Source organism: Streptomyces sp. NPDC091376 (assembly GCF_044757085.1).
GTDB lineage: Bacteria > Actinomycetota > Actinomycetes > Streptomycetales > Streptomycetaceae > Streptomyces > Streptomyces pratisoli.
The window spans coordinates 116,419-140,556 of sequence record NZ_JBIVUF010000004.1 but is presented as its reverse complement, the minus strand read 5'-3'; the positions used below and the strand labels follow the sequence as shown (position 1 = coordinate 140,556).

The 24,138-nt window shown below is 73.3% G+C and carries 20 protein-coding genes; 12 read left to right on the top strand and 8 right to left on the bottom strand.

Features of this window, described 5'->3' with window-relative positions:
• Positions 1-29: 29 nt before the first annotated feature.
• Positions 30-980 carry a GlxA family transcriptional regulator gene (locus ACIQMR_RS10695; RefSeq protein ID WP_401385052.1) on the bottom strand — a complete coding sequence of 317 codons (951 nt, stop codon included), beginning with the start codon at positions 978-980 and terminating at the stop codon, positions 30-32.
• Positions 981-1,132: 152 nt separating this feature from the next.
• Between ACIQMR_RS10695 and ACIQMR_RS10690 the strand changes: the two genes are divergently transcribed.
• Positions 1,133-1,582, top strand: a complete 450-nt coding sequence (locus tag ACIQMR_RS10690; protein ID WP_401385051.1) for a hypothetical protein — start codon at positions 1,133-1,135, stop codon at positions 1,580-1,582.
• Between the two features lie 51 nt (positions 1,583-1,633).
• Here the strand turns inward: ACIQMR_RS10690 and ACIQMR_RS10685 are convergent, their stop codons facing one another.
• Positions 1,634-2,059, bottom strand: coding sequence for a YchJ family protein (locus tag ACIQMR_RS10685; protein WP_401385050.1), 426 nt, complete (start codon positions 2,057-2,059; stop codon positions 1,634-1,636).
• Positions 2,060-2,184: 125 nt separating this feature from the next.
• On the opposite strand from ACIQMR_RS10685, the gene ACIQMR_RS10680 reads away from it, so the two are divergent.
• Entirely contained in the window at positions 2,185-3,981 is a 1,797-nt protein-coding gene (locus ACIQMR_RS10680; protein ID WP_401385049.1) for an FAD-dependent oxidoreductase, read from the top strand.
• Positions 3,982-4,004: 23 nt separating this feature from the next.
• On the opposite strand, the gene ACIQMR_RS10675 is transcribed toward ACIQMR_RS10680, so the two are convergent.
• Positions 4,005-6,854, bottom strand: coding sequence for a glycoside hydrolase family 2 TIM barrel-domain containing protein (locus tag ACIQMR_RS10675; protein ID WP_401385328.1), 2,850 nt, complete (start codon positions 6,852-6,854; stop codon positions 4,005-4,007).
• Between the two features lie 248 nt (positions 6,855-7,102).
• Here ACIQMR_RS10675 and ACIQMR_RS10670 point away from each other — a divergent pair, with 248 nt between their 5' ends.
• The 8 genes from ACIQMR_RS10670 (at position 7,103) to ACIQMR_RS10635 (ending at position 16,404) form a co-directional block, all read left to right on the top strand.
• Entirely contained in the window at positions 7,103-8,431 is a 1,329-nt protein-coding gene (locus ACIQMR_RS10670) for a 6-phospho-beta-glucosidase (RefSeq protein ID WP_401385048.1), read from the top strand.
• A gap of 10 nt (positions 8,432-8,441) precedes the next feature.
• Positions 8,442-11,579, top strand: a complete 3,138-nt coding sequence (locus ACIQMR_RS10665; RefSeq protein ID WP_401385047.1) for an alpha-mannosidase — start codon at positions 8,442-8,444, stop codon at positions 11,577-11,579.
• A 70-nt stretch (positions 11,580-11,649) separates the two neighbouring features.
• Positions 11,650-12,675: an NAD-dependent epimerase/dehydratase family protein gene (locus ACIQMR_RS10660; RefSeq protein ID WP_401385046.1), complete on the top strand. Its 1,026-nt coding sequence runs from the start codon at positions 11,650-11,652 to the stop codon at positions 12,673-12,675.
• Positions 12,672-13,328: a glycosyltransferase family 2 protein gene (locus ACIQMR_RS10655; protein ID WP_401385045.1), complete on the top strand. Its 657-nt coding sequence runs from the start codon at positions 12,672-12,674 to the stop codon at positions 13,326-13,328. Before ACIQMR_RS10660 ends, ACIQMR_RS10655 begins: the two co-directional genes overlap by 4 nt.
• 151 nt (positions 13,329-13,479) lie before the next feature.
• A complete protein-coding gene (locus ACIQMR_RS10650; protein WP_401385044.1) occupies positions 13,480-14,103 on the top strand; it encodes a DUF2064 domain-containing protein in 624 nt (207 codons plus the stop codon).
• Positions 14,100-14,798, top strand: coding sequence for a methyltransferase domain-containing protein (locus tag ACIQMR_RS10645; RefSeq protein WP_401385043.1), 699 nt, complete (start codon positions 14,100-14,102; stop codon positions 14,796-14,798). The genes ACIQMR_RS10650 and ACIQMR_RS10645 overlap by 4 nt, the downstream gene beginning before the upstream one ends.
• On the top strand, positions 14,795-15,304 hold the full coding sequence (locus tag ACIQMR_RS10640; protein ID WP_401385042.1) for a DUF664 domain-containing protein: 510 nt from the start codon (positions 14,795-14,797) through the stop codon (positions 15,302-15,304). Before ACIQMR_RS10645 ends, ACIQMR_RS10640 begins: the two co-directional genes overlap by 4 nt.
• Before the next feature lie 113 nt (positions 15,305-15,417).
• The gene (locus tag ACIQMR_RS10635) at positions 15,418-16,404 is read left to right on the top strand and encodes a D-cysteine desulfhydrase family protein (RefSeq protein ID WP_401385041.1); all 987 of its coding nucleotides are present in this window, start codon (positions 15,418-15,420) and stop codon (positions 16,402-16,404) included.
• Positions 16,405-16,736: 332 nt separating this feature from the next.
• On the opposite strand, the gene ACIQMR_RS10630 is transcribed toward ACIQMR_RS10635, so the two are convergent.
• Together ACIQMR_RS10630 and ACIQMR_RS10625 are read right to left on the bottom strand one after the other, a co-directional pair.
• Positions 16,737-17,210 (bottom strand): hypothetical protein, encoded by a 474-nt coding sequence (locus ACIQMR_RS10630; RefSeq protein ID WP_401385040.1) that lies wholly within the window; start codon positions 17,208-17,210, stop codon positions 16,737-16,739.
• Positions 17,210-18,415 (bottom strand): molybdopterin-dependent oxidoreductase, encoded by a 1,206-nt coding sequence (locus ACIQMR_RS10625; RefSeq protein ID WP_401385039.1) that lies wholly within the window; start codon positions 18,413-18,415, stop codon positions 17,210-17,212. Before ACIQMR_RS10625 ends, ACIQMR_RS10630 begins: the two co-directional genes overlap by 1 nt.
• 113 nt (positions 18,416-18,528) lie before the next feature.
• On the opposite strand from ACIQMR_RS10625, the gene ACIQMR_RS10620 reads away from it, so the two are divergent.
• Together ACIQMR_RS10620 and ACIQMR_RS10615 are read left to right on the top strand one after the other, a co-directional pair.
• Positions 18,529-20,025 (top strand): glycosyltransferase 87 family protein, encoded by a 1,497-nt coding sequence (locus ACIQMR_RS10620; RefSeq protein WP_401385038.1) that lies wholly within the window; start codon positions 18,529-18,531, stop codon positions 20,023-20,025.
• Positions 20,026-20,149: 124 nt separating this feature from the next.
• Positions 20,150-22,087 (top strand): M64 family metallopeptidase, encoded by a 1,938-nt coding sequence (locus ACIQMR_RS10615; protein ID WP_401385037.1) that lies wholly within the window; start codon positions 20,150-20,152, stop codon positions 22,085-22,087.
• A 4-nt stretch (positions 22,088-22,091) separates the two neighbouring features.
• Here the strand turns inward: ACIQMR_RS10615 and ACIQMR_RS10610 are convergent, their stop codons facing one another.
• The 3 genes from ACIQMR_RS10610 to ACIQMR_RS10600 form a co-directional block, all read right to left on the bottom strand.
• Entirely contained in the window at positions 22,092-22,901 is an 810-nt protein-coding gene (locus ACIQMR_RS10610; RefSeq protein WP_401385036.1) for an SAM-dependent methyltransferase, read from the bottom strand.
• Positions 22,902-22,971: 70 nt separating this feature from the next.
• The gene (locus ACIQMR_RS10605) at positions 22,972-23,208 is read right to left on the bottom strand and encodes a DUF397 domain-containing protein (RefSeq protein ID WP_266386172.1); all 237 of its coding nucleotides are present in this window, start codon (positions 23,206-23,208) and stop codon (positions 22,972-22,974) included.
• Positions 23,209-24,069 (bottom strand): helix-turn-helix domain-containing protein, encoded by an 861-nt coding sequence (locus ACIQMR_RS10600; RefSeq protein WP_401385035.1) that lies wholly within the window; start codon positions 24,067-24,069, stop codon positions 23,209-23,211. It abuts the gene before it with no gap.
• Positions 24,070-24,138: the final 69 nt, after the last annotated feature.

Sequence of the window (24,138 nt, the reverse complement as noted above, 5' to 3'; positions counted from 1 at the left end):
CACGGCAGACCGCCACGGCCGGAGGCCTCCTACGGCCGGGTGCCGCGGAAAGCCCGTCGGTAGGCGTGCGGGCTGGTGCCCACCTGGCGCTTGAAGCGGTCGCGGAAGGCCGTCGGCGAACCGAAGCCGACCTGCGCGGCGATCCTGTCGACCGGATGTGCCGTGGTCTCCAGCAGATGCTGCGCCTGGCGGATCCGGGCGCGATGGAGCCACTGCAGCGGGGTCGTACCGGTCTGCTCGCGGAAGCGGCGGTTCACCGTACGGGGGCTCATGCCGGCCCGGCCCGCGATGTCGGCCAGGGTCAGCTCCCGCCGGGCGTTCTCCTCCATCCAGCGCAGCAGGGGCTCCAGGGTCGCACCGGCCGGCGCGGGCGGATGGTCGTGGACGATGAACTGCGCCTGGCCGCCCTCGCGTTCGAGCGGCATCACCGAGAGCCGGGCCGCGTCGGCGGCGACGGCCGAACCGTAGTCGCGGCGGATCATGTGCAGACACAGGTCGAGTCCGGCGGCCGAACCCGCCGAGGTGAGGAACTGACCGTTGTCGACGTAGAGCACGTCCGGATCCACGTCGATCCGCGGGTACATACGGGCGAGGTCCTCGGTGCCGAGCCAGTGCGTGGTGGCCCGGAGCCCGTCGAGCAGCCCGGTCGCGGCGAGGACGAAGGAGCCCACGCAGACGGAGGCGATCCTGGTGCCGTCCGCGGCCGCCCGCCGCAGGATGTCGATCACCTCGGGGGACACTGCCGCCGCGGGGTCGGCGCAGCCGGGCAGGATGATCGTGTCCGCGTCGGCGAGCACTTCGAGGCCCCAGGGCGCCCGCAGGGTGAAGTAGCCCGCGTCGATCTCGGCGGCCGGGGCGCAGACCTTGACCCGGTAGGCGGCCCGCCCGTCGGGCAGCCGGGCGCGGCCGAAGGCGTCGACGGGTGTCGACAGATCGAAGGGGATGACTCCGTCGAGGGCGAGTACGGCCACCGTGTGCATGGCCATAACGTACGCCGTCGGCTCCTTTCGGCCAACGCCGGTGAGCTGCCGGGCCAGGGCGCGGAGCCGCTGTCGAGGCCCTGGCGAGAATCCGTGGGAACGTGGCATTACCGCCACTGTCCCTGGCCGGCGGGCACCGTTAGCGTCGGCCCGTGACCAAGATCCTCCTCATCGTCCATGTCCTGGCCGCGATCATCGCCGTCGGTCCGGTGACCGTGGCGGCCAGCATGTTCCCCGCGGCTGCCCGCCATGTGCTCGCCGACCCGGCCGACGAACGGGCGCGCGCCGTGCTCCGCAACCTCCACCGCGTCTGCCGGGTGTACGCGCTCGTCGGCGTCACCGTCCCCGTCTTCGGCATCGCGACCGCCAACAGCCTCCATGTCCTCGGCGACACCTGGCTGATCGTCTCGATGGTCCTCACCGCCGTCGCGGCCGCCGTCCTCGCCGCGCTGGTGCTGCCTCGCCAGAGCGCGGTCCTGGAAGGCCCCGCCGGGATCGCGGACACCAAGCGGCTCGCGATGTACACGGGGATCTTCAACCTGCTGTGGGCGACGGTCACCGTACTGATGATCGTGCGCCCGGGATCGACGACGAGCGTCTGAACCGGCCCGTTCCCGGCCCCGTCGGCCCGGTCCGTTCCCGCAGCCTCCCGCTCACTCCATGAACGTGCCGCTCACGTACACCCAGGCACCGTCGTGCCGCTCGAAATGGCTGCGCTCGTGGAGCCGTCCGGACTCCCCCGCCCGGGTGTAGCGGGCGACGAAGGTGACCGTGCCGGTGGAGTGGAACATGCTGCCCTCGGTCGTTGCGGCGATCTCCAGACCGGTCCAGCGCGTTCCGGGGTCGAAGTCGACGGAGCTCGGCCGGTTGTCCGGATGCCAGGTGCGCAGGAGATAGGTCTCGTCGCGGACCACGAAGGCGCTGTAGCGGGACCGCATCAGCAGCTCCGCGGTCGGGGCGGTGGCCTGTCCGGTGTGGAACCTGCCGCAGCAGGCGCCGTAGGTGGCGGGGAGTCCACAGGGACAGGGGGATCCGTCGGTGACGGCGGGCTGTGGGGGGCGGGTGGTACGTCGGGCCATGGGGCCATTGTGTCGCCCGCGGCGTCGCGCTGGGTGACTGGGCCCGCGCACGCCTTCCGGGTCGGGGGAGCCGTCCGTAAGCTCCTGCGCCGGACCTGGCAGTTACCGTCGAGTAGGGGTTGGGCATGGATCACCTGGACACGGACCGGCAGGGAGCGACACGGCGCACCGTCCTCGCGGGAGCCGCGGCGGCCGGCTCCGCCGCGGCACTCACCACGGCGGCGAGCGGACGGGCGTCGGCCGCGCCACGCGAAGCCCCCGGACCCGGGCCTTCGGTCGCGGTCCTGGGCGGCGGCGTCGCCGGCCTCACCGCCGCTCATGAACTCGCCGAGCGCGGCTTACGCGTGACCGTCTACGAACGCAGAGCGCTCGGCGGCAAGGCCCGCAGCATGGACGTACCCGGCAGCGGGAAGGGCGGCCGCAGGCCGCTGCCCGCCGAGCACGGCTTCCGCTTCATCCCGGGCATCTATCACAATCTGCCGGACACGATGCGGCGCATCCCCTTCCCCGGCAACCCGCGCGGCGTCTGGGACAACCTCGTCGCCCTGCCGGAGATGTCCTTCGCCCGCACCGGGGCGGAGGATCTGCGCATCCCGCTCCCCTGGCCCGGCCAGCGGCCGCCCGGCCTCACGCTCGACGAGATCCGCCGGGCGCTGACCGCGTTCATCGACACGGCCCTCGGCATACCGCTGCACGAGAGCGCGTACTTCGTGAACCGCGGACTGGTCTTCCTCACCAGCTGCGACGAACGGCGCGACGAGGCCTGGGAACGCACCCCCTGGTGGGACTTCATCCGGGCCGAGGAGATGTCGTACGACTACCAGCGCATCCTCGCCGTCGGCCTGACCCGCAACATCGTGGCGACCAAGGCCGAGGAGGCCAGCACCAGGACGGTCGCCACCCTGCTGGAGGCGTTCGTCTTCAACGCGCTGGGCCGTGGCGCCGACGGTCCCCTCGACCGCGTCCTGAACGCCCCCACCAACGAGGCCTGGATCGATCCGTGGGTGACTCATCTGCGCTCGCTGGGCGTGGAGTTCAGAATCGGCTGGACGCTGCGGGAGCTGGTGTACGGTTCCGGCCGCATCACCGGGGCGCTCATGGAGGACCCGGACGGCGCCCGCCGGACCGTCACCGCCGACCACTACGTCTCGGCCGTTCCCGTGGAGCACGCCCGGCGCACCTGGGGTGCGGCACTGCGGGCGGCCGACCCCCAGCTCGGCCGCTGCGACCGGCTGGAGACGGACTGGATGACGGGCATCCAGTTCTATCTGACGGAGAAGGCGCCCCTGCTGCACGGACACCTCAACTGCATCGACTCCCCCTGGTCCCTGACGGCGATTCAGCAGGCCGGGCACTGGCCGCACCGCGACTTCCCGCGGGACTACGGCGACGGGATCGCGGTCGACTGCCTTTCGGTGGACATCTCCGAGTGGGACAGGCCGGGAATCCTCTACGGGAGGACGGCCAAGCAGTGCACCCGCGAACAGGTGGCCCGCGAGGTGTGGGCGCAGCTCAAGGCCGCTCTCAACGACACGGGGCGCCCGGTCCTCAAGGACACCGCCCTGCACTCCTGGTTCCTGGACCCGGGCGTGGACGGGCTCGGCACCCCGCACCCCACGAACGAGGACGAACTGCTCATCCACCCGGTGGGCACCTTCCACAACCGGCCGTCCGCGGCGTCCAGGGTCCCGAACCTCTTCCTCTCCGGTGACTACGTCGCCGTCGACATCGACCTGGCGACGATGGAGGGCGCCAACGCGTCCGCGCGTGCCGCGGTCAACGCCCTGCTGGACCGCATCGGTTCACCGGCGCCGCGCTGCACGATCGAGCCGCTGTTCCGGGCGCCGGAGCTGGACCACCTCAAGCGACACGACCGCACGCGCTACCGGCTGGGGCTGCGGAACGTGTTCGACCTCGGCTGAGGGCGCCCCGGCGGGCGCCCTCGCTACAGGGTCCGGATGCTCCACGTCCAGCGGTGCGTCCCCGGGGCGATCAGATACGGCGGCAGGGTGTCCGGCCCGCAGGAGGCGGTGCCGAGGCCCCGGTGGGCCGCGTCGACATGGACCACGCACCCGGCGCGCGGGGTGAGTTCGTCATGGTGGGCGGCGGCGGCGAGATCGGCGGCCCGATGGCGGGTGACGGAGACCTGGCGGGGCAGGTCCAGCCGTACGGCGAGACCGGTCCCGTCGCCGCGGGTGAGGGAGAAGGCGCGTACGCCGTTGCGCCCGCCGCTCTCCTGGGGCCGCAGATAGGGCGTGAACAGGTCGTCCACCCTTGCCCTGTGGTGGGCCACGGTGCCGCCGGCGCACCGGTCCGGGTAGCTCTCCCAGGGACCGAGCCCGTACCACTCGAACGTGTCCGGTCCCGCGGCGGTCTCCAGTACGGAGCCGACACGGGCGACGTCGTGGAGCCCGGCCGGGAGGGTGGCGCTCTCCTCGACGAGCACCGAGCCGTCGGCGAGCGCGGTGAGGACCTGCTCATGGACCACGGTGCCGGCGGCGGTGGGGTATTCGGCGACGGCGGTGACCCGGCCGTTTCCGTCGCGGGTCACGGACACGGGCTTGCGTACGAGCGCGTCCAGTCCCCAGTCGCGCCAGCGTCCGGCCGCGCCGCCGAGCAGGTCGTTGTCGGTGGGGGCGCGCCACAGGCTCAGCACCGGCGGGGAGGTGAGCAACGGGTGGACGAGCAGGCCTTCGGAGTCGGTCTCGACTGCTCCGCCGGCCCGGACACCGGTGAACACGGCGGGGCGTTCGCGCAGCCGGATCCGCGGGGTGCAGATCTCGGTGCCCGCGGGGGCCCAGGGCAGGTCGTCCGCCGTGGTCACGCGCAGGGTCAGCCACAGTTCGCCGGTGCCCCCGGGCAGTTCCGGCGGCAGCGCGAGCGGCGCGCGGGCGCCCGGGGGTACGTCGGGCAGGGGCACGGGAACGACGCGGGTCCCGGTGTCCTCGGCGCCGATCAGCCATGCGGCGCGCAGCCCGGCCAGGCCGGTCACGTACTGCCGGTTGTGCACGGTGACGCCGGTGCCGTCGTACGACAGCCGTACGGGTGCGGCGAGTTCGCGGTGCTCGTACATCGCGGGCTTCGGGGTGCGGTCGGGGAAGACCATGCCGTCCGCGCAGAAGGCGCCGTCGTTCGGGGTGTCGCCGAAGTCGCCGCCGTAGGCCCAGCGGTAGCCGGGCGCGGTGGTCCCGTTCGTGTACCCGCCGGTGGCGCCGGGGCCGGCCGGGAGTCCGTCGGCGGTGCGCTGGAGGATGCCGTGGTCCCAGAACTCCCAGATGAAGCCGCCCTGGAGGCCGGGCGTGGTCTCGATCTCGGCCCAGTGGTCGGCGAGGGTGCCGTTGCTGTTTCCCATGGCGTGCGAGTACTCGCACAGGATCAGCGGTTTGGTCTGTTCGCCGGAGCGGGCGTGCGCGGTGATCTCCTCCAGTGAGGCGTACATGGGGCAGACGATGTCGCTCGCGATGTCGGTGGAGGACCAGTCGGTCTTGGCGGCGCCCTCGTACTGGACGGGCCGCGTCGGGTCGTGGCGGCGCACCCAGGCGGCCGCGGCGTCGTGGTGGGCGCCGTAGTCGCTCTCGTTGCCGAGCGACCAGGCGATGACGGACGGATGGTTCTTGTCGCGCAGCACCATCCGGGACACGCGCTCGACGAAGGCGGGCAGATAGCGGGGGTCGTCGGCGATCTCGTGGGCGTGGTCGTGGCTCTCGATGTCGGCCTCGTCGACGACGTACAGGCCGAGTTCGTCGGCGAGGGCGAGCAGCGCCGGGTCGTTCGGGTAGTGCGAGGTGCGCACGGCGTTGAAGCCGAAGCACTTCATGGTCACCAGGTCGGCGCGCAGGTCGTCCTCGGTGACGACCCGGCCGGTCAGCGGATGGAAGTCGTGCCGGTTGACGCCGCGGACGAACACACGGTCGCCGTTGATCAGCAGGTCCCGGCCCCGGATCTCGACCGTGCGGAAGCCGATGCGGTGGTGCGAGGTGTCGGCGACGGAGCCGTCCGCCCGGTGCAGCCGGACGGTCAGTGCGTACAGCACGGGCGACTCGGCCGACCAGGGGCGTACGTCGGCCACCGTGGTGGACAGCCGGGCCTCGCCGAGGAAGTCCGAGACCCGGCCGAGCGCGCGGTTCGCGGCGTCGTGGGCGGTGTCCCGGGTGAGGTTCCCGTACCCCTCCAGCTCTCCGCTGACGGTCCAGCCGTCGGTGAGCGGTCCGCGCACCCGGCAGTCGACGCGCAGGGTCCCGTCCTGCTGCGCGCGGACGGCGACGTCGTCGAGGTACAGCGCGTCGGTCGAGTGGAGCCGTACGGAACGGGTGATGCCGCCGTGCCACCACTGGTCCTGGTCCTCGATGTGCGAGGCGTCGGACCATTTGACGACCGTGAGGCGCAGGGTGTGGCGCTGCCCCGGGGTGACGGCGCCCGTGATGTCGAACTCGCTCGCCAGGTGGGAGTCCTTGCCGATGCCGATCTGCCGTCCGTCGATCTCGGCGATCAGGACGCTCTCCGCGGCGCCGACGTGGAGGACGGTGCGGCGCCCGGCCCACTCGGCCGGGATCTCGATGTCCCGCTCGTACACACCGGTCGGATTGTCGTCGGGGACGAACGGCGGGTGGTGCGGGAACGGCATCCGCACATTGGTGTAGTGCGGCAGGTCGCTCGGGTCGTGCATGGTCCAGCAGCCGGGCACGGGCGCCTCGCCCCACTCCTCGCCGAGGGGTGCGCCGGGCGCGGGCAGCAGTTGGAAGCGCCACGTGCCGTCCAGGGCGACGCTGCCTTCGCGGCGGTCCACGGCGCTCATCGGCAGCCGTCGCCAGCTGGTGAGTTCGGGCGATTCCCAGGGTCGTACGGCATTGCTGAAGCTCACAGGGTCCCCCAGGGCCGGCGTCGTTCATGGACGCCGACAGTATTCAACAGATTCCGACACTTTCCAACGGTCGAGTGGTCCGGTTTCTCCTCGGGCCCGGGTTCTCGCGGGAACGTCACGAAGGTGACAGCGTGGGGCAGGAGAAACGGCGTGGGTCACGGCACGAGGAGGGCACGGGCGGAATGAGGCTGACGATTCTCGGCGGCGGAGGCTTCCGTGTGCCGCTGGTGTACGGCGCGCTGCTCGGCGACCACGCCGAGGGCCGGGTCACCCGCGTCACCCTCCACGACCTGGACCCGGCCCGCCTCGGCGCCGTCGCCACCGTGCTCGCCGAGCAGGCCGCCGGCATCCCGGACGCGCCGGAGGTCAGCGTCACCACCGACCTCGACGAAGCGCTGCACGGGGCCGACTTCGTCTTCTCCGCGATCCGCGTCGGCGGCCTGGCGGGCCGTGCCGCCGACGAACGGGTCGCCCTCGCCGAAGGCGTGCTGGGCCAGGAGACGGTCGGCGCGGGCGGCATCGCGTACGGACTGAGGACCGTACCGGTCGCCATGGACATCGCCCGGCGCATCGCCGCGCTCGCGCCCGGCGCCTGGGTCATCAACTTCACCAATCCGGCCGGGCTGGTCACCGAGGCCATGTCCCGGGTGCTCGGCGACCGCGTCATCGGGATCTGCGACTCGCCGGTCGGGCTCGGCCGGCGCGCCGCCCGGGCCCTCGGCGCCGACCCGGACACGGCGTGGCTCGACTACGTCGGGCTCAACCACCTCGGCTGGCTGCGCGGACTGCACGTGGCGGGCCGGGACGAACTGCCGCGGCTGCTCCAGGACCCCGGCGCGCTCGGCTCCCTGGAGGAGGGCAGGCTCTTCGGCGCCGACTGGCTGCGCTCGCTCGGCGCGATCCCCAACGAGTACCTGCACTACTACTACTTCAACCGTGAGACCGTGCGGGCGTACCGGAGCGCCGGGAGGACCCGCGGCGCCTTCCTGCTCGACCAGCAGGCGGGCTTCTACGCGGAGCCGTCGCTGAGACGCTGGGAGCTGACCCGAGCCGAGCGGGAGGCCACGTACATGGCGGACAACCGCGAGGCCTCAGGGGCGGGCGAGCGGGCCGCCGACGACCTCGAAACGGGCGGCTACGAGCAGGTCGCGCTCGCCCTGATGCGGGCCGTCGCCCGCGACGAGCGCACCACGCTCGTCCTCAACGTCCGCAACCGCACGGCCCTTTCCGTGCTCGACGCGGACGCCGTGATCGAGGTGCCGTGCCTCGTCGGCGCCAACGGCGCCCGTCCGTACGCCGTCGACCCGCTGCCGTACCACGCGACCGCGTTGGTGACCGCGGTGAAGGCCGTCGAACGGGAGGTCCTGACCGCGGCGGACAGCGGATCGCGGGCCGCCGCCGTCAAGGCCTTCGCCCTGCATCCCCTGGTCGACTCCGTCACCGTCGCCCGCCGGCTCCTCGACGGGTACACCGCCGTACACCCCGGTCTCGCCTATCTCAACCGGAAGTAGGTGCAACGAGATGCACGACGAACGGCACAGGATCGAGCAGCGCGTCGAGCGCGTACTGGAGCAGCGCATCCGGCCGGTGATCCACGCGGATTCCGTGCCGCTGGTGGTGGAGGCCTGGCAGGTCCCGGACGAGCCCGTGCCGTTCGCCGAGGCGCAGGCCGCCGACTACGAGCCGTTCGCGATGGGCACCCCGTGGGGACCGCCGTGGGGCACCACCTGGTTCCGGGTCCGCGGCGAGGTGCCCGCCCGGTGGGCGGGCCTGCGCGTGGAGGCCTGGTTCGACCTGGGCTTCGTCAGCAGCTGGCCGGGCAACCAGGCCGAGGCGCTCGTCCATCTGCCCGACGGCACCCCGGTCAAGGCGGTCAACCCGCAGAACCAGTACGTGCCCATCGCCTCCCCGGCCGCGGGCGGTGAACAGGTCGCGTTCCTCATCGAGGCAGCGTCCAACCCCGACATCCTCAAGGACCACTTCCGCTCCCCCACCCCGATGGGTGACAAACACACCGCGGGCCGCGCCCCGCTGTACACCTTCGCACGCGCCGATCTCGCCGTGCTCGACGAGGACGTCTGGCATCTGTCCCTCGACATGCAGGTGCTCAAGGAACTGATGCTGGAACTCGGCGAGCAGGACCCGCGCCGCCACGAGATCCTCCACACCCTGGACCGGGCGCTGGACGCGCTCGACCTCGACGATGTCCCGGGGACCGCCGCCCGGGCCCGTACCGTCCTCGCCGGCGCCCTCGCGCGGCCCGCGCACGCCAGCGCCCACACCCTGTCGGCGGTCGGTCACGCGCACATCGACAGCGCCTGGCTGTGGCCCATCCGTGAGACCAAGCGCAAGACGGCCCGCACGTTCTCCAACGTCACCGCCCTGGCGAAGGAGTACCCCGAGTTCGTCTTCGCCTGCTCGCAGGCGCAGCAGTACGCGTGGGTGCGGGACAACCACCCGCAGGTGTGGGCCGGGATCAAGGAGGCCGTCCGCAACGGGCAGTGGGCGCCGGTCGGCGGCATGTGGGTGGAGGCCGACGGCAACCTCCCGGGAGGTGAGGCGCTGGCCCGCCAGCTCGTCCACGGGAAGCGCTTCTTCCTCGACGAGTTCGGCATCGAGACGGAAGGGGTGTGGCTGCCGGACTCGTTCGGGTACACGGCGGCCTATCCTCAGCTGGCGAAACTCGCGGGGATGACGTGGTTCCTCACCCAGAAGCTGTCCTGGAACCAGACCAACAAGCTGCCCCACCACACCTTCTGGTGGGAGGGCATCGACGGCTCCCGGGTCTTCACCCACTTCCCGCCCGTCGACACCTACAACGTGGTCTTCTCCGGGCGGGAGATGGCGCACGCGGTGCGCAACTACCAGGACAAGGGGCGCGGTACGCGATCGCTGGCGCCCTTCGGTCACGGCGACGGCGGGGGCGGCCCGAACCGGGAGATGCTGGAGCGGGCGCGGCGGCTGGCCGATCTGGAGGGATCGGCGAAGGTCGTCGTCGAACATCCCGACGCGTTCTTCGCGGCCGCGCGGGCCGAGTACGCGCGGCACCCGGACGCCCCGGTGTGGTCCGGCGAGCTCTACCTGGAGCTGCACCGGGCCACGTACACCTCGCAGGCCCGCACCAAGCAGGGCAACCGGCGCAGTGAACACGCCTTGCGCGAGACCGAGTTGTGGGCGACGGCGGCGGCACTGCACGTACCGGGGTACGCCTATCCGTACGCGGAGCTGGACCAGCTGTGGAAGACGGTGCTGCTGCACCAGTTCCACGACATCCTGCCGGGCTCGTCGATCGCCTGGGTCCACCGGGAGGCGGAGGCGGAGTACGCGCGGGTCGCGAAGGAACTGGAAGCGCTGACCGCGCAGGCCCTGGAGGCGGTGAGCGGGGCCGGTCCGGTGGAGCCGTGGGTGTACAACGCGGGGCCTCGCGACCGGGCGGAGGTCGTGCGCGTCCCGGCGACGCTCGCCGACGTCCTCGACCCGGGGCTGCCGAGGCTCTCGGACGGATCTGCCGCCGTGTTCGTGGAGGTCCCCGCGTCCGGCAGCGCGCGCGTCGCACCCCGCGCGCCGTCCCCCGACCGGGCGCACCCGCCGGTCACCGTCACCAACCGCGCCCTCGACAACGGTCTCGTACGCGTCGAACTCGCTGACGACGGCACCTTCGCGTCCGTACGCGACCTGGTCGCCGGCCGCGAGGTCCTGGCGCCCGGCGGCAAGGGCAACCTGCTGCGGCTGCACAGCGATCTGCCCAACTACTGGGACGCCTGGGACATCGACAAGCAATATCTCGCCCGCTACACCGACCTGCTGGAGGGCGCGACCATCAGGATCGCCGAGGACGGGATCCTGCTGGGCGCCCTGCGCGTGGAGCGGAGCTTCGGCCGCGGGTCGCGGATCGTGCAGACCGTCACCGTGCGGGCCGCAAGCCGCCGCATCGACATCGACACCGAGATCGACTGGCACGAGGCGGAGAAGATCCTCAAGGCCGGCTTTCCGCTCGACGTCCACGCGGACCGGTCCACCGCCGAGATCCAGTTCGGTCACGTCCACCGCCCCACCCACACCAACACCAGCTGGGAGGCGGCCCGGTTCGAGGTGTACGGACACCGCTGGGTGCACGTCGGCGAGCCCGGCTACGGCGTGGCGGTGATCAACGACTCGACGTACGGCCACGACGTGTCCCGCACCACCCGCGAGCACGACGGCGGGACGACGACGACCGTCCGCCTCAGCCTGGTCCGCGCGCCCCGCATCCCCGACCCCGAGGCCGACCAGGGCATGCACCGCCTCACCTACGCGCTGCTGCCGGGCGCGACGGTCGAGGACGCGGTGGCGGCGGGCTACGCGCTGAATCTGCCGCTGCGGGTCGGCCCCGGCGGCGCCGATCTGCCGCCGGTGGTGACCACGGACGGTCCGGCCGTCGTGGTGGAGGCGGTGAAGCTCGCCGACGACGGCTCGGGCGACGTGGTCGTACGGCTCTACGAATCACTCGGCGGCCGGGCGACGACCGTGGTCCGCACGGGCTTCCGGCCGGCCGGGGCGGTCCTGACGGATCTGCTGGAGCGACCGCTGGCCGGGCCGGCGCCCACCGTCCAGGAGACGGGGGTGACGTTGTCGCTGCGGCCGTTCCAGATCGTGACGCTGCGGCTGACCCGGGGGTAGTCCTTACGGACCTGTGACGCGTTGGCGTGTGGCGGGTGCGGATCGTGATCCGCGCCGTAGCGTCGTCGCCATGCGAGTACTTGTCACCGGAGGCGCGGGTTTCATCGGGTCCGAGGTCGTGGCCGCGCTCGTCGCGCGCGGCCACGAGACGGTCGTCCTCGACGTCCGGGAGTCCTCCGGCGAGTCGGTCGCCGGGGACGTCCGCGACCGCGAGAGCGTCGCCGCGGCCCTGCGCGGCGTGGACGCGGTCTGCCACCAGGCGGCCATGGTCGGCCTCGGCACGGACTTCGCCGACGCCCCCGCGTACGTCTCCTGCAACGACCTCGGCACGGCCGTGCTGCTCGCGGCGATGGTGGACGCCGGGATCCGCGATCTGGTGCTGGCCGGATCGATGGTCGTGTACGGCGAGGGCCGCTACGACTGCCCCGTCCACGGCGCGGTCCGGCCCGGGCCCCGGCCGGTCGCGGCGCTCGAGGCGGGCCGCTTCGAACCCGAATGCCCCCGCTGCGGCCGCGAACTCACCCCCGGCCTGGTGAGCGAGGACGCGCCCGCCGACCCGCGCAACGTGTACGCCACGACCAAGCTCGCGCAGGAGCACCTCGCGGCCTCCTGGGCCCGCGCCACGGACGGCCGGGCCGTGGCGCTGCGCTACCACAACGTGTACGGGCCCGGGATGCCGCGCGACACCCCCTACGCGGGGGTGGCCTCCTTCTTCCGCTCTGCACTGGAACGCGGCGAGGCACCACGCGTCTTCGAGGACGGGCGCCAGCGGCGGGACTTCGTGCACGTACGGGACGTCGCGCACGCCAACGCCCTGGCCCTGGAGGCGGTGGGCGACCGGGCGCCGGGCGCGCTCACCCCGTACAACACCGGCAGCGGCACTGCGCACACCGTGGGCGAGATGGCCGGGGAACTGGCCGCGGCACACGGCGGCCCCGCCCCTGTGGTGACCGGTGAGTTCCGGCTCGGCGACGTCCGCCATGTCACGGCCGACTCGGGCCGGCTGAAGGCCGAACTGGGCTGGAAACCGGAGGTCGGCTTCGCCGAGGGCATGGCGGAGTTCGCCGCGGCGGGGCTGCGGGGTGCCGGCGCGTGAACGCCACCGTGGACGTGGTCCTGCCCTGCCTCGACGAGGCCGAGGCACTCCCCTGGGTCCTCGAGCGGATCCCGGCCGGCTGGCGGGCCGTCGTCGTCGACAACGGCTCTGCCGACGGCTCACCGGAGCTCGCCCGCTCGCTCGGCGCGACCGTGGTCCACGAGCCACGACGCGGCTTCGGCGCGGCCTGTCACGCGGGGCTGCTGGCCGCCGAGGCGGACTACGTCTGCTTCTGCGACTGCGACGCCTCGCTCGACCCGGGGCTGCTGCCGGACTTCGTACGCCGCGTCGCGGACGGTGAGGCCGACCTGGTCCTCGGCCGGCGCCGCCCGCGGACCCGCGACGCCTGGCCACTGCACGCCCGCGCCGGGAATCTCGCCCTCGCCCGGATGATCCGGCACCGCACCGGCCTGCCGCTGCACGACCTCGGCCCGCTGCGCGCGGCCCGCCGCAAGGACCTCCTCGGCCTCGCCCTGACCGACCGCCGCAGCGGCTATCCCCTGCAGATGGTCGTCCGCGCGTCGGACGCGGGCTGGCGGGTGAGCGAACTGGACGTGCCGTATCTGCCCCGGGCAGGCCGGTCCAAGGTCACGGGCACGTGGCGGGGGACGTGGCAGGCGGTACGCGACATGCGGGCGGTACTCCGTGAATGACCCCGACCGGACCGCGAACGACCCCGGCCGGTCTGTGAACGACCCCGGCCGGTCCGCGTCCCCGCCCCGTGTGCGGCGGGCCCCGGACACCACGCACACACGCGGGGCACCAGCAGCCCGGCACACACAACACCCGCCGAAGAAGGGCGACATGAGCACCCTGCTCGTCATCGCGAAGGAACCCGTGCCGGGGAGGGTCAAGACCCGGCTCACCACGCGGTACACCCCCACGGAGGCGGCCGTGCTCGCCGAGGCGGCGCTGGCCGACACGCTCCAGGCCGTGCGGGACACACCCGCGGCCCGGCGGGTCCTCGTGCTCGACGGGACGCCGGGGGCCTGGCTGCCGCCCGGTGTCGAGGTCGTGCCGCAGACACGTGGCGGACTGGACGAGCGGCTCGCCGCCGCGTTCGCGGGCTGCTCCGGACCCGCGCTGCTGATCGGGATGGACACCCCGCAGGTGACCCCCGCGCTTCTCGCCCAGGGCCTGGAACTCGCCACGGGCGAGGCGTCGTTCGGGCCCGCCGAGGACGGTGGATTCTGGGCGCTGGGGCTCGCGGAGCCCGATCCGGCGCTGCTGTGCGGGGTGCCCATGTCCGTACCGGAGACGGGCACCGTGCAGCGGCGGCGGCTGGTCGACGCCGGGCTGACGGTGAGTGACCTCCCGCTGTTGCGCGACGTCGACACGCCCGAGGACGCACGGCTGGTCGCGGCCGCCGCCCCGGGCAGCCGGTTCGCCTCGGCGATGGCGCGGCTGGCGCGCGCCGGGGCCCGATGACGACGGCAGCGGCGTGGCGGGCCGATCCGTACACCGTCGCCCTGCGCACCGGGCGCGGCCCGCTGTTCCTGCGCCGGCCGGACGGCCGGCTGCTGCCGCTGGAGGTGGAACGCTGGTGCGCGGATCCGGACGTGGCCGATGTGACCGTGCTGGACCGCTGCCGGGGGCCGGTCCTGGACATCGGCTGCGGCCCCGGCCGGCTGGTGGCCGCGCTGGCCCGGCGGGGCCGGCCGACCCTGGGCGTCGACGTCAGCCCGGTGGCGGTCGCCCGCACGGTCGGCTCGGGCGGCACCGCGCTGTGCCGTTCCGTGTTCGACCGGCTCCCGAGGGAGGGCCGTTGGGGCACGGCGCTGCTGATCGACGGCAACATCGGCATAGGGGGCGATCCACGGGCGCTGCTCGCCCGGGTCGCCGAACTCGTCGCCACGGACGGTCTGCTCATCGCCGAGGCGGCCCCGGTGGACGTGGACGAGCGCACCGACGTGCGGGTGGCCGGGCCCGACGGCACGCTGGGCCCGCCGTTCCCGTGGGCCCGGGTGGGTGCGCGGGCCCTGCTGGACCACGCGGGCGCGACCGGCTGGAGCCGTGCGGTTGCGTGGAAGTCCGCCGGGCGGAGCTTCGTGTGCCTGTCCCGCGACGGGGCGCGCGTGTCGGACCCCGACGCGCGCAACGCGCGGGGTTCACTCGCCGTATGAACTCCGCAGAAGTACTGGCCGATGCCTTCGGGCGCATCCAGGAGGTCGTGCACGAGGCGGTCGAGGGCCTTTCCGTGGAGGATCTCCACGCCCGCCTCGACCCCGGCGCCAACTCCGTCGCCTGGCTGGTGTGGCACCTCACCCGGATCCAGGACGACCATGTGGCGGACGCGGCGGGCCGTGAGCAGGTGTGGCTGTCCCAGGACTGGGCGGGCCGCTTCGGGCTGCCCTTTCCCGAGGACGCGACCGGCTACGGCCAGTCCCGCGCGCAGGTGGCGAAGGTCCGGGTGGACTCCGGCGAGGTGCTGCTCGGCTACCACGACGCGGTCCACGAGGAGACGCTGGCCTTCGTCCGGGGCCTGAAGAGCACGGCGCTGAACCGGATCGTGGACGACTCGTGGGACCCGCCGGTGAGCCTCGGCGTCCGGCTGGTCAGCGTGATCGCCGACGATCTCCAGCACGCCGGCCAGGCCGCGTTCGTCCGGGGCGTGCTGGAACGCCGCTGATCCTCGGCGGACACGGGTGGCCGGGCGGCGGACATGGGTGGCGGGGCGGCGGACACCGACGTTCCCGGGCGGCCACCGGCCGGGTGCGGGCCGCGAGGACGAAGATGGTGGTCATGACGTCACACAGCCGCGCCCCTCAGCCCGCGCCCCTCGGCAACTGGCCGACCCCGCTCGAAGCCGCGCCACGGCTCGCCCGGTCCCTCGGCCTCGGCGCGGACGACCTGTGGATCAAGCGCGACGACCTCACCGGCCTGGGCGGCGGCGGAAACAAGATCCGCAAACTCGAGTGGATCTGCGGCAGCGCGCTCGCCGACGGCGCCACGCATCTGGTGACGACCGGCGCCGCGCAGAGCAACCACGCCCGGCTGACCGCAGCCGCGGGCGCCCGCCTGGGGCTCGGCGTCGTGCTCGTCCTCGCGGGGACACCCGGATCGTCGGCGGCCGGAAACCTCGCGCTGGACGGGCTGTTCGGCGCCACCGTCGTCTGGGCGGGCGGCGTCCACGGCGCGGCGCTCGGCGCCGTCGCGGAGGAGGTGACCGGGCGGCTGCGGGACCGCGGCGCCGTCCCGGCGCTGGTCCCGTTCGGCGGTTCCAGCGTGCTCGGCGCGCGCGGCTACGCCCAGTGCGGGCGCGAACTGCTCGTCCAGGCACCCGGCCTGGCCACCGTCGTCGTCGCGGCAGGCTCCGGCGGCACGATGGCGGGCCTCGTCGACGCGCTCGGTCCCGCGCGTGTCCTCGGCGTGCACTGCGGCGCCGTCGCCGACCCCGCGGGGACCGTGGCCGCGCTCGCCTCCGGCCTGTCGGACACCGCCGTCGAGCCCGGGTCGCTGAGGCTGCGGCTCGACCAGGTGGGCGAGGGCTACGGCGCGCTGACCGACCCGGTCATGGCCGCGCTGACGCGTACGGCCCGCACGGAGGGCATCGTGCTCGACCCGGTGTACACCGGCCGCGCCATGGCCGGTCTGATCGCGGCGGTCGAGGACGGCGACATCGTTCCGGGGCAGCGGACGGTCTTCCTGCACACGGGCGGTCTGCCGGGGCTCTTCGGCCACCCGGCGGCCCTCGCCGCGGCGGAGGCGGAACTCACCGTCGGGGAGTGAGTGCGTACCCTCCCGTCCGCCGCGGCCTGAAGTGACGCCCCGCGAGGTGTGGGCGGGGTGCTGTGCGCGCCCTCACGAGGCGTGGGGTCATCCACGCACCCGACCGACCCTACGAGGATTGACCTCGCCACCAGGCCGGCACACCTCCCCGGCGCCCGCTCGGGCTCGGGCGCCGGGCCGCCGGGCGGGCGCGCCGGGCGGCAGAGGCCGGAGCTGACGCTCCGTAACCGGTGCGCTGTCGCGCCCCCACCGGCCTACGGCCCCCCGGCGGGCGTCTCGTCGTAGTGACCCGCCCCGGGGACTTGCGCCCCGGGCGGACCTGCGGCCACGCGCTACGCCCCCGCATCCGTGTCCGCCCGGTCCGCGTCCTCGCGGGCTTTCGCTTCGCGACGCGCCCGGCGCCTGGCCCGCCCGGCCGACAGTGTCCGCCCCGCCCTCGGCAGCAGCAGCGCCGCGGCGGTCAGCGCGACGACGACGGCCAGCGTCAGCAGCCAGTTGCGGAGGTAGTCCAGCGGCAGGGCCGTCGGGTTCGTCGGGGCTCCGGGCCGCAGCAGGGGCGGCAGGGCGATCAGGGTCAGCGCACCGCACACGACGAGTGCCGCCCGGAGCACGCCGCGGGCGGGCAGGGCTGCCAGCAGGAGCCCCACGGCGAGGACGGCGGGGGCGATGAGGCCGTCGTGCAGGAGGACGGCTCCGGCGAGCCAGATCACGACGCCCCACGGGTCGCGTACCCCGCCGTCGCCGAACAGCAGCCACGCCCCGTAGCCCATCAGGCCGACGCCTGCCGCACCTGCCGCGAACCGCATCACAGCACCTCCAGCCGGCTGACCCATTTGGTCTGCAGCACACCGGGCCGGTTCGGGGCGATGACGCGCGCGGGGAACCCGTGGTCGATGGACAGCACCTCGCCGTTCAGCCGCAGCGCGAGCAGGGTCAGCGGGTCACGCGCGTACCCCTGGCCCATCTCCATCACCCGGTACGCGCCACGCCGCTCCAGTGAGACCACCCGCAGGACCGCGCCGGGCGGGGCGCCCGCCCGGTCGAGCAGGTCCCGGATCCGTACGCCGGTCCACTCGGCCGACTTGCTCCAGCCCTCGACGCAGGCGATCGGCAGGGTGACGGTGTGCTGGCGCATGGCCCGCAGCTCGGCGAGCGAGAGCTCGTACGGGCGCGGCCCGGCCACCGTCAGCCGCCAGCGGCCCGCGGACAGCCCGGTGACGCGTGCCGCGGCCGCGGTGCGGTTGACGGGCAGGCCCTGCAGGCCGTGGTCGGGGTGGCGGGGCGCCAGCAGGTCGAGGCGTTTGAGCGGGGTGGCCGACTGGCCGACGGTGACCAGCGTGACCGCGCCGACGGCCGCCGCGACGCCCGCCAGGAACGACCGCCGGTCCGGTGCGTCCTCGGCCGGGAGCTCCAGCGTCCCCGACGAACGGCGGGTCCAGTGCGCCCTGATCTCGGGCGCCTTGACCGCCAGGTGCAGCAGCAGCGCGCCCACCAGCACCCAGGCCACGGCGTAGTGCACGGGTACGAAGGAGAACGGCCACGGGTACCACTGCACGATGTTGAGCAGTCCGCTGAAGAGCTGAAAGACGGCCGCCGCCACCAGCACCGCCACCGACAGGCGCTCCAGGGCGTGTCGCAGGGACCTGACCGGCGGCCACACGAACAGCCGCGGGTACACCGTCCACAGCTTCGCCATGAGCAGCGGGATCGCGGCGATTCCGCTCGCCACGTGCAGTCCCTGGGTCAGCCGGTACCCCCAGACGGGCCGGGGCGGCAGCAGCGGCACGAGCCAGCCCGGCGGCTTCTGGAGGAAGTGGCTGATCAGTCCGGTCAGGAAGCAGACGGCGATCATGACGGCGAGCCAGCGGCCGATGGCCGTGGCGGTCCGCGGGTCGTGCAGCCGGCCCTTGAAGGACGGCAGCGGCGGCCGCTTCGGCAGCCGTGGGGCGGCCCGTCGCAGGGCGGACAGTCGCACGGCGGGCAGTCGTGGGGCCGGTGGTCGGAACCTCATGTCTCCATCAGACCCCCCGAGGCGCCGTCCGGCACGGCTCCGGCACCTTACGGATCTCTGACGTCACCGGGCGGTGCGCCGTCCACGTCGGGCCGGGCTGCCAGGCTGAACGCGTGATCGCACCCCGCACCCTCGGCACCGGACTCCTTCTCTGCGCGCTCACCACCGCGCTCGCGCTGACCGTCCGCAAGGACGGCTACTCCACCGATCCCGTCGGCCTGGCCTGGTGGTACGGGGCGTGCTGGGTGCTGTTCGCCGCGGCGGTGTGGTGTCTGCGGAAGGTCCCGGTGCGTCACGCCGCGGCGCTGGTCCTCGGCGGCAGCGTCGTCGTCGCGGCGACAGGGCTGCTCGCTCCTCCGCGTACGAGCAGCGACGCGTACCGCTACGCCTGGGACGGGCGGGTGCAGGCGGCCGGGATCTCTCCGTACGACCACGCGCCCGCCGATCCCGCGCTCGTGGCACTGCGCGATCCCTGGCTCTTCCCGACGGGCGCGGACTGCCGGGGTCCGGAGCGCGCGCGCATCCCCGGGCCCGACGGCGTGATCCACTGCACCCGGCTCAACCGGCCCGCGGTCCACACCATCTACCCGCCGGTCGCGGAGGGCTATTTCCTGCTGGTCCACTCGCTCTCCCCGGACGGCGCCCGGCACAAGCCGCTCCAGACCGGCGGCGCTCTGCTGTCGTTCGCGGTGACGGGCGCACTGCTGCTGGTGCTGCGCCGCCGCGGAGGCGGGAGCGGCGACGCCGGCACAGACGTAGGCGGAGAAGGAAAGGGAGACGGAAGCGACGGGGTGCGCGGGGCCGCGTACTGGGCCTGGTGTCCGGCGGTCCCGCTGGAAGCGGTCAACAACGCCCACGCCGATGTCCTCGGTGTGCTGCTGGGAGTGGCCGGTCTCGGTGTCGTCGTCCGGCACCGCGCGGCGGGCGGCGCGCTCCTCGGGGCCGCCACCGCCACCAAGCTGCTGCCCGCGGTCCTGCTGCCCGGCGCTCTGTCGGGGGTCCGCAGATGGCGTGACGCGGCCGCCGTGGTGCTGCCCGCCGTGGCCGTCGTCCTGCTGACGTACCTGCCGTACGTGCTGGTGTCCGAGGGCTCGGTGCTCGGCTATCTGACCGGTTACGTGGAGGAGGAGGGGTACGGCGACGCCTCGGCCCGCAGCCGTTACGCCCTGCTGCGGCTGGTGCTTCCCGACGCGTGGGCGGCCCCGGCGGTCGCCGCCCTGATGCTGTGCGCCGTCGCGTACGTCGTGCTCCGCGGCGACCCCCGACGACCGTGGCGCGGCGCGCTGCTGGTGACGGGCACCGCGTTCCTGCTGCTGACGCCCGGCTACTCCTGGTACGCGCTGCTGCTCGTCGCGCTCGTGGCGCTTGACGGCCGCTGGGAGTGGCTGGGGGTGGCCATGGCCGGGGCCGCGAAGTACGTCACCGGCCGCTCCGGTGGCGATCCGTACGTCATCACGGCGACGGCGTACGCCATCGCGGCGGCTGCCGTGCTCGCGGGCTGTGCCCTGCGGCGGGTGCGGCGCTCCGCCGGCCATCAGGGGGCAGCCGCGCACGCGAGCGGCCCGGCCGGTCCGGTCGCGGACGTTCCGACCAGGGACCGGCGCCGCTAGCTGTATGCCCCGGGGACGGCCCCGGGGCAGCCCGCCCCTGGGTCACGACGGCCGGGGCAGCAGATCCGGCGGCCAACTCTGCTGTCTTTACGGCTCGTTGGGCCCGGACCTACGCTCCCGCCCCATGGACACCTCCGGCATAAGCCTTCCCAGAGCAGCCCTGGCGCTCGCCACCGCGGGCGCCCTGCTCCTCACCGGTCTCCTCGGCACGGCGTCGTCCGCGTCGGCCGTGGCCGTGGCCGCACAGGATCCGCCGAAGCCTCCGGCGTCTCAGGGGCAGCTGACCGAGAGCGCCACCGTCGTGCCCGTGCAGACCACGGGCCCGGCGGACAAGCGGTTCAATCTCGTCGTGCTCGGCGACGGCTACACCGCCGCCGGCATGGACGAGTTCCGGCAGGACGTGGACAAGCACCTCAATGTGCTGTGGAGCATCGAGCCGTTCGCGTCGTACCGCTCCTACGTCAATGTGTGGGCGGTCGAGGTGCCGTCACCGGAATCGGGCGTCGACTGCGATCCTTCGCTGGACGCCCCGCGCCGCGACACCCCGCTGAACATGGGCTTCTGGGGCGGTTGCAACCCGGCCAGTGTGCAGCGGCTGCTGACGGTCGACAGCGGAGCGGCGACGGCGCTCGCCGATCTCGTCGGCGGCACGACGAGCGCCAACCGCCAGATCGTGGCGCTCGCGAACAGCGAGACCTACGGCGGCGCGGGCGGCACGTACGCCACCGCCTCCGGCAAGAACGCCCTGTCCTCCCTCATCACCCCGCACGAGATCGGCCACTCCCTGGGCAAGCTCCAGGACGAGTACGACTACTACGGGCGCGGAGTGCCCGGCGCCGCGTACACCGGGGGCGAGCCGGCCTCCGCCCATCACACGCTGCTGAGCGAGCGGGAGATGCGGGAGCAGCGGGCGAAGTGGTGGCGCTGGCTGGGCGAGAAGAGCGAGTCCGGCGGGACGATCGCCCGCCACGAGGGCGGGATGTACAGCACCAAGGGTGTCTGGCGGCCCAGCAAGCACTCGATCATGAAGACGCTCGGCTACGCCTTCGACCAGGTGGAGCGCGAGGTGATGGTCGGCGCCATCTCGGCCAAGGTGAATCTCGTCCAGGGACACACGCCCAACGCCGCGCCGATCGGGGACGACCGGACGGTGTGGGTAGAGACGCTGCATCCGGTCGGCGGGGAACTCGACGTCGTCTGGCGGCTCAACGGCCGCCCGCTGCGGCACACCGACGGCTCCCGGGCGCTCGATCTGCGCCGGCTGGGTCTCGGCCGGGGTACCCACACGCTCACCGCGACGGTCACCGACCCGACGCCGTTCGTCCGCGACCCGGCGCTGCGTGCCTCGGCCGCACTGACGCGTACGGTCGGCTGGACGGTCGACACCTCCGTACGGACGCCCCACCCGCCCGTGGCCGCGGACTTCACGGGCCACACCGCCACCGACGGCCCGGTGGGGGCGGATTCCGTCGTGTACGCCGACACCACGCATCCCACGGACCGTACGTACGCCGTCCGCTGGTCCCTCGACGGCCGTCCGCTGACGAATCCGGGCAACGACCGAGACCTGGACCTCGGCGCGCTGCGGCTCCGTCCGGGGACGCACACGCTCAGCGCCCGGATCGCCGGTACGGACACGGTGCTGCGCTGGACGGTGGACGCGGCCCCGGCGGCCGGCTCGTACGAGCTGTCGGAGCCGCTGCGGACGGTGAGCCGGCCCGGCCGGCCGACGGAGTACGTGTACGACGGCCCGTTCACCATGCGGCTGACCGCACGCGACGACCGACCGGGCACGGTCGTCTCCCAGTTCCGGGTGGACGGCGACGGCTGGTACACGTACTACGGCTGGCCGACGGACGCCGAGGCGCCGTTCCGCTTCACCCCGGGCGGCACCGTCATCGACGACCTCGTCTACGGCAAGCTCGGCACACCGCGCGCCGTGCCGTGGGACGACGCCACGCCCGAGTACGGCACCCACACCGTCGAGCACCGGACGATCGACGCGGCGGGGAACGTCAGCAGGGCGACGCGCTTCCACGTCACCCTGCTGCCGGGGAGCTGAGCCGTCAGCCGACGCGGGCGACGCCCGCGTAGCCGGGAATGGGGCCGTCGCCGAGGACGTCGATGGCCTCACCGAGCTCGGGGTGCCACTCGGCGGTCAGTGACACCCCGGGCTCGACGAGCTCGAGGCCGTCGAAGAAACGGGTGAACTCCTCGCGGGAGCGCGGGCGCAGCGTGAGCCCGCGCGCCTTGTACATGGCGCGGGCCTCCGCGGCCTTCTCCGGGTCGAAGTCGCCGGTGGTGTGCGACAGCACGAGGTAGCTGCCGGGTGCGAGCTGCCGGACCAGCCGGTCGACCAGCTCGTACGCGCCGTCCTCGTCGTCCACGAAGTGCAGCAGCGCGAGCAGCGACAGGGCGACGGGCCGGGTGAAGTCGAGGACCTTGCCGGCCGCGTCCAGGATCGCCTCGGGGTCGCGGGCGTCGGCCTGGATGTACTCGGTGGCACCCTCGGGCGTGCTGCGCAGCAGTGCCTCGGCGTGCGCGAGGACGATCGGGTCGTTGTCGCAGTAGACGACGCGGGACTCGGGGGCGACCTGCTGGGCTATCTGGTGGAGATTGGGCTCGGTGGGGATGCCGGTGCCGATGTCGAGGTACTGGCGGATCCCGCTGCCGCCGAGCCAGCGGGTGGCGCGGTGCATGTAGGCCCGGTTGACCCGGGCCATGTCCCGTCCGCGCGCGTCGAGGGTGAGGAGCTGCCTGGCCATCTCCTCGTCGACCGGGTAGTTGTCCTTGCCGCCGAGGAACCAGTCGTACATGCGGGCCGGGTGCGGCTTGCTGGTGTCGATGCGTACGGCGGCGGAGTCTTGCCCGGTCATCTGGCGTCTCCAGGGGTGTGTGGGTGTGCGACGGATGGACGAACGGAACTGCCCGTGCCTCGGGGCCGGTTCAGGTCAGGAGGAAGTCTGCCTTACCCGACTTGGCGCCCTGGATGAAGGCGGCGATCTCGCCGTGGGTGTAGATGAGCGCGGGACCGTCGGGGTCGGCGGACTGGCGCACCGCGACCCTGCCGTCGGCCAGCTTCATGGCCTCGATGCAGTTGCCGCCGTTGCCGCCGCTCCACGGCTTGTGCCAGCCCTCGGTGCCGAGCTCCCGGGCAGGCATGCCGTTGTATATGCGATCCATTCACAGCTCCTTGCGGACGCCCCGGAGGAGGTCCTTCGTGCGTTGTGCGGTGGCGGCCTGGGCCGCCATGCGGTCCATGACCTCCAGGTGCGAGGCCACCTCGGGGCGCGCGTCGAGGTAGACCGCGCCGGTCAGGTACTCGCTGTAGACCATGTCGGGGAGTTCGGGCACCGCGAACCGGAAGATGACGAACGGCCCGTAGGTGCCGGGATGGGGGCCTTTCGCGAACTCGGCGACCTGGAGCGTGACGCCGGGCATCTCGGCCGCTTCGAGCAGCCGGTCGATCTGGGCCCGCATCACCTTCGGGCCGCCCACCGGACGGCGCAGGGCGGTCTCTTCCATGATCACCCAGAATCTCGGCGCGTCGGGCCGCGAGAGCAGGCCCTGGCGCTCCATCCGCAGCGCGACATGCCGCTCGATGTCCTCGGTGCTGGTCGCGCCGAGGGCTCCACTGCGCATCACGCCGCGGGCGTAGTCCTCGGTCTGGAGGAGGCCGGGGACGAAGTGGGGCTCGTAGGCGCGGATGAGGGCGGCCGCGCCCTCCAGGCTGACGTACATGCTGAACCAGCCGGGCAGGACGTCGTGGAAGCGCTGCCACCAGCCGGGCCTGTTGGCGTCCTCGGCGAGCTGGACGAAGCCGTCGGCCTCGTCGTCCGCGACTCCGTACGCCCTGAGCAGCAGCTGAACGTAGGGGATCTTCAGCGCGACCTCGGCCGTTTCCATCCGGCGGATGGTGGCGGGCGCCACGTGGAGGACCTTGGCGGCCTCCTCGCGCTTCAGGCCGGCTCGCTCCCGCAGATCCTGCAGTCGCTTGCCCAGGACGACCTGCCCCACAGTGGGGGCGGACCGCGGCTCGCTCACTACAGACCTCCCCAGCGCCCTGTTCACGGATTCACGACTCGGTGTCACGACTCGGTGACACACGGCGTC

What these genes read in the sequence shown, in the direction of transcription:
- ACIQMR_RS10640 (WP_401385042.1), top strand. Translation starts at nt 14,795, where the DNA reads ATGAACTCCGCAGAAGTACTGGCCGATGCCTTCGGGCGCATCCAGGAG.
- ACIQMR_RS10675 (WP_401385328.1), bottom strand. Translation starts at nt 6,854, where the DNA reads ATGAGCGCCGTGGACCGCCGCGAAGGCAGCGTCGCCCTGGACGGCACG.
- ACIQMR_RS10610 (WP_401385036.1), bottom strand. Translation starts at nt 22,901, where the DNA reads ATGACCGGGCAAGACTCCGCCGCCGTACGCATCGACACCAGCAAGCCG.
- ACIQMR_RS10615 (WP_401385037.1), top strand. Translation starts at nt 20,150, where the DNA reads ATGGACACCTCCGGCATAAGCCTTCCCAGAGCAGCCCTGGCGCTCGCC.
- ACIQMR_RS10695 (WP_401385052.1), bottom strand. Translation starts at nt 980, where the DNA reads ATGCACACGGTGGCCGTACTCGCCCTCGACGGAGTCATCCCCTTCGAT.
- ACIQMR_RS10685 (WP_401385050.1), bottom strand. Translation starts at nt 2,059, where the DNA reads ATGGCCCGACGTACCACCCGCCCCCCACAGCCCGCCGTCACCGACGGA.
- ACIQMR_RS10645 (WP_401385043.1), top strand. Translation starts at nt 14,100, where the DNA reads ATGACGACGGCAGCGGCGTGGCGGGCCGATCCGTACACCGTCGCCCTG.
- ACIQMR_RS10650 (WP_401385044.1), top strand. Translation starts at nt 13,480, where the DNA reads ATGAGCACCCTGCTCGTCATCGCGAAGGAACCCGTGCCGGGGAGGGTC.
- ACIQMR_RS10680 (WP_401385049.1), top strand. Translation starts at nt 2,185, where the DNA reads ATGGATCACCTGGACACGGACCGGCAGGGAGCGACACGGCGCACCGTC.
- ACIQMR_RS10665 (WP_401385047.1), top strand. Translation starts at nt 8,442, where the DNA reads ATGCACGACGAACGGCACAGGATCGAGCAGCGCGTCGAGCGCGTACTG.
- ACIQMR_RS10605 (WP_266386172.1), bottom strand. Translation starts at nt 23,208, where the DNA reads ATGGATCGCATATACAACGGCATGCCTGCCCGGGAGCTCGGCACCGAG.
- ACIQMR_RS10660 (WP_401385046.1), top strand. Translation starts at nt 11,650, where the DNA reads ATGCGAGTACTTGTCACCGGAGGCGCGGGTTTCATCGGGTCCGAGGTC.
- ACIQMR_RS10635 (WP_401385041.1), top strand. Translation starts at nt 15,418, where the DNA reads ATGACGTCACACAGCCGCGCCCCTCAGCCCGCGCCCCTCGGCAACTGG.
- ACIQMR_RS10630 (WP_401385040.1), bottom strand. Translation starts at nt 17,210, where the DNA reads ATGCGGTTCGCGGCAGGTGCGGCAGGCGTCGGCCTGATGGGCTACGGG.
- ACIQMR_RS10625 (WP_401385039.1), bottom strand. Translation starts at nt 18,415, where the DNA reads ATGAGGTTCCGACCACCGGCCCCACGACTGCCCGCCGTGCGACTGTCC.
- ACIQMR_RS10670 (WP_401385048.1), top strand. Translation starts at nt 7,103, where the DNA reads ATGAGGCTGACGATTCTCGGCGGCGGAGGCTTCCGTGTGCCGCTGGTG.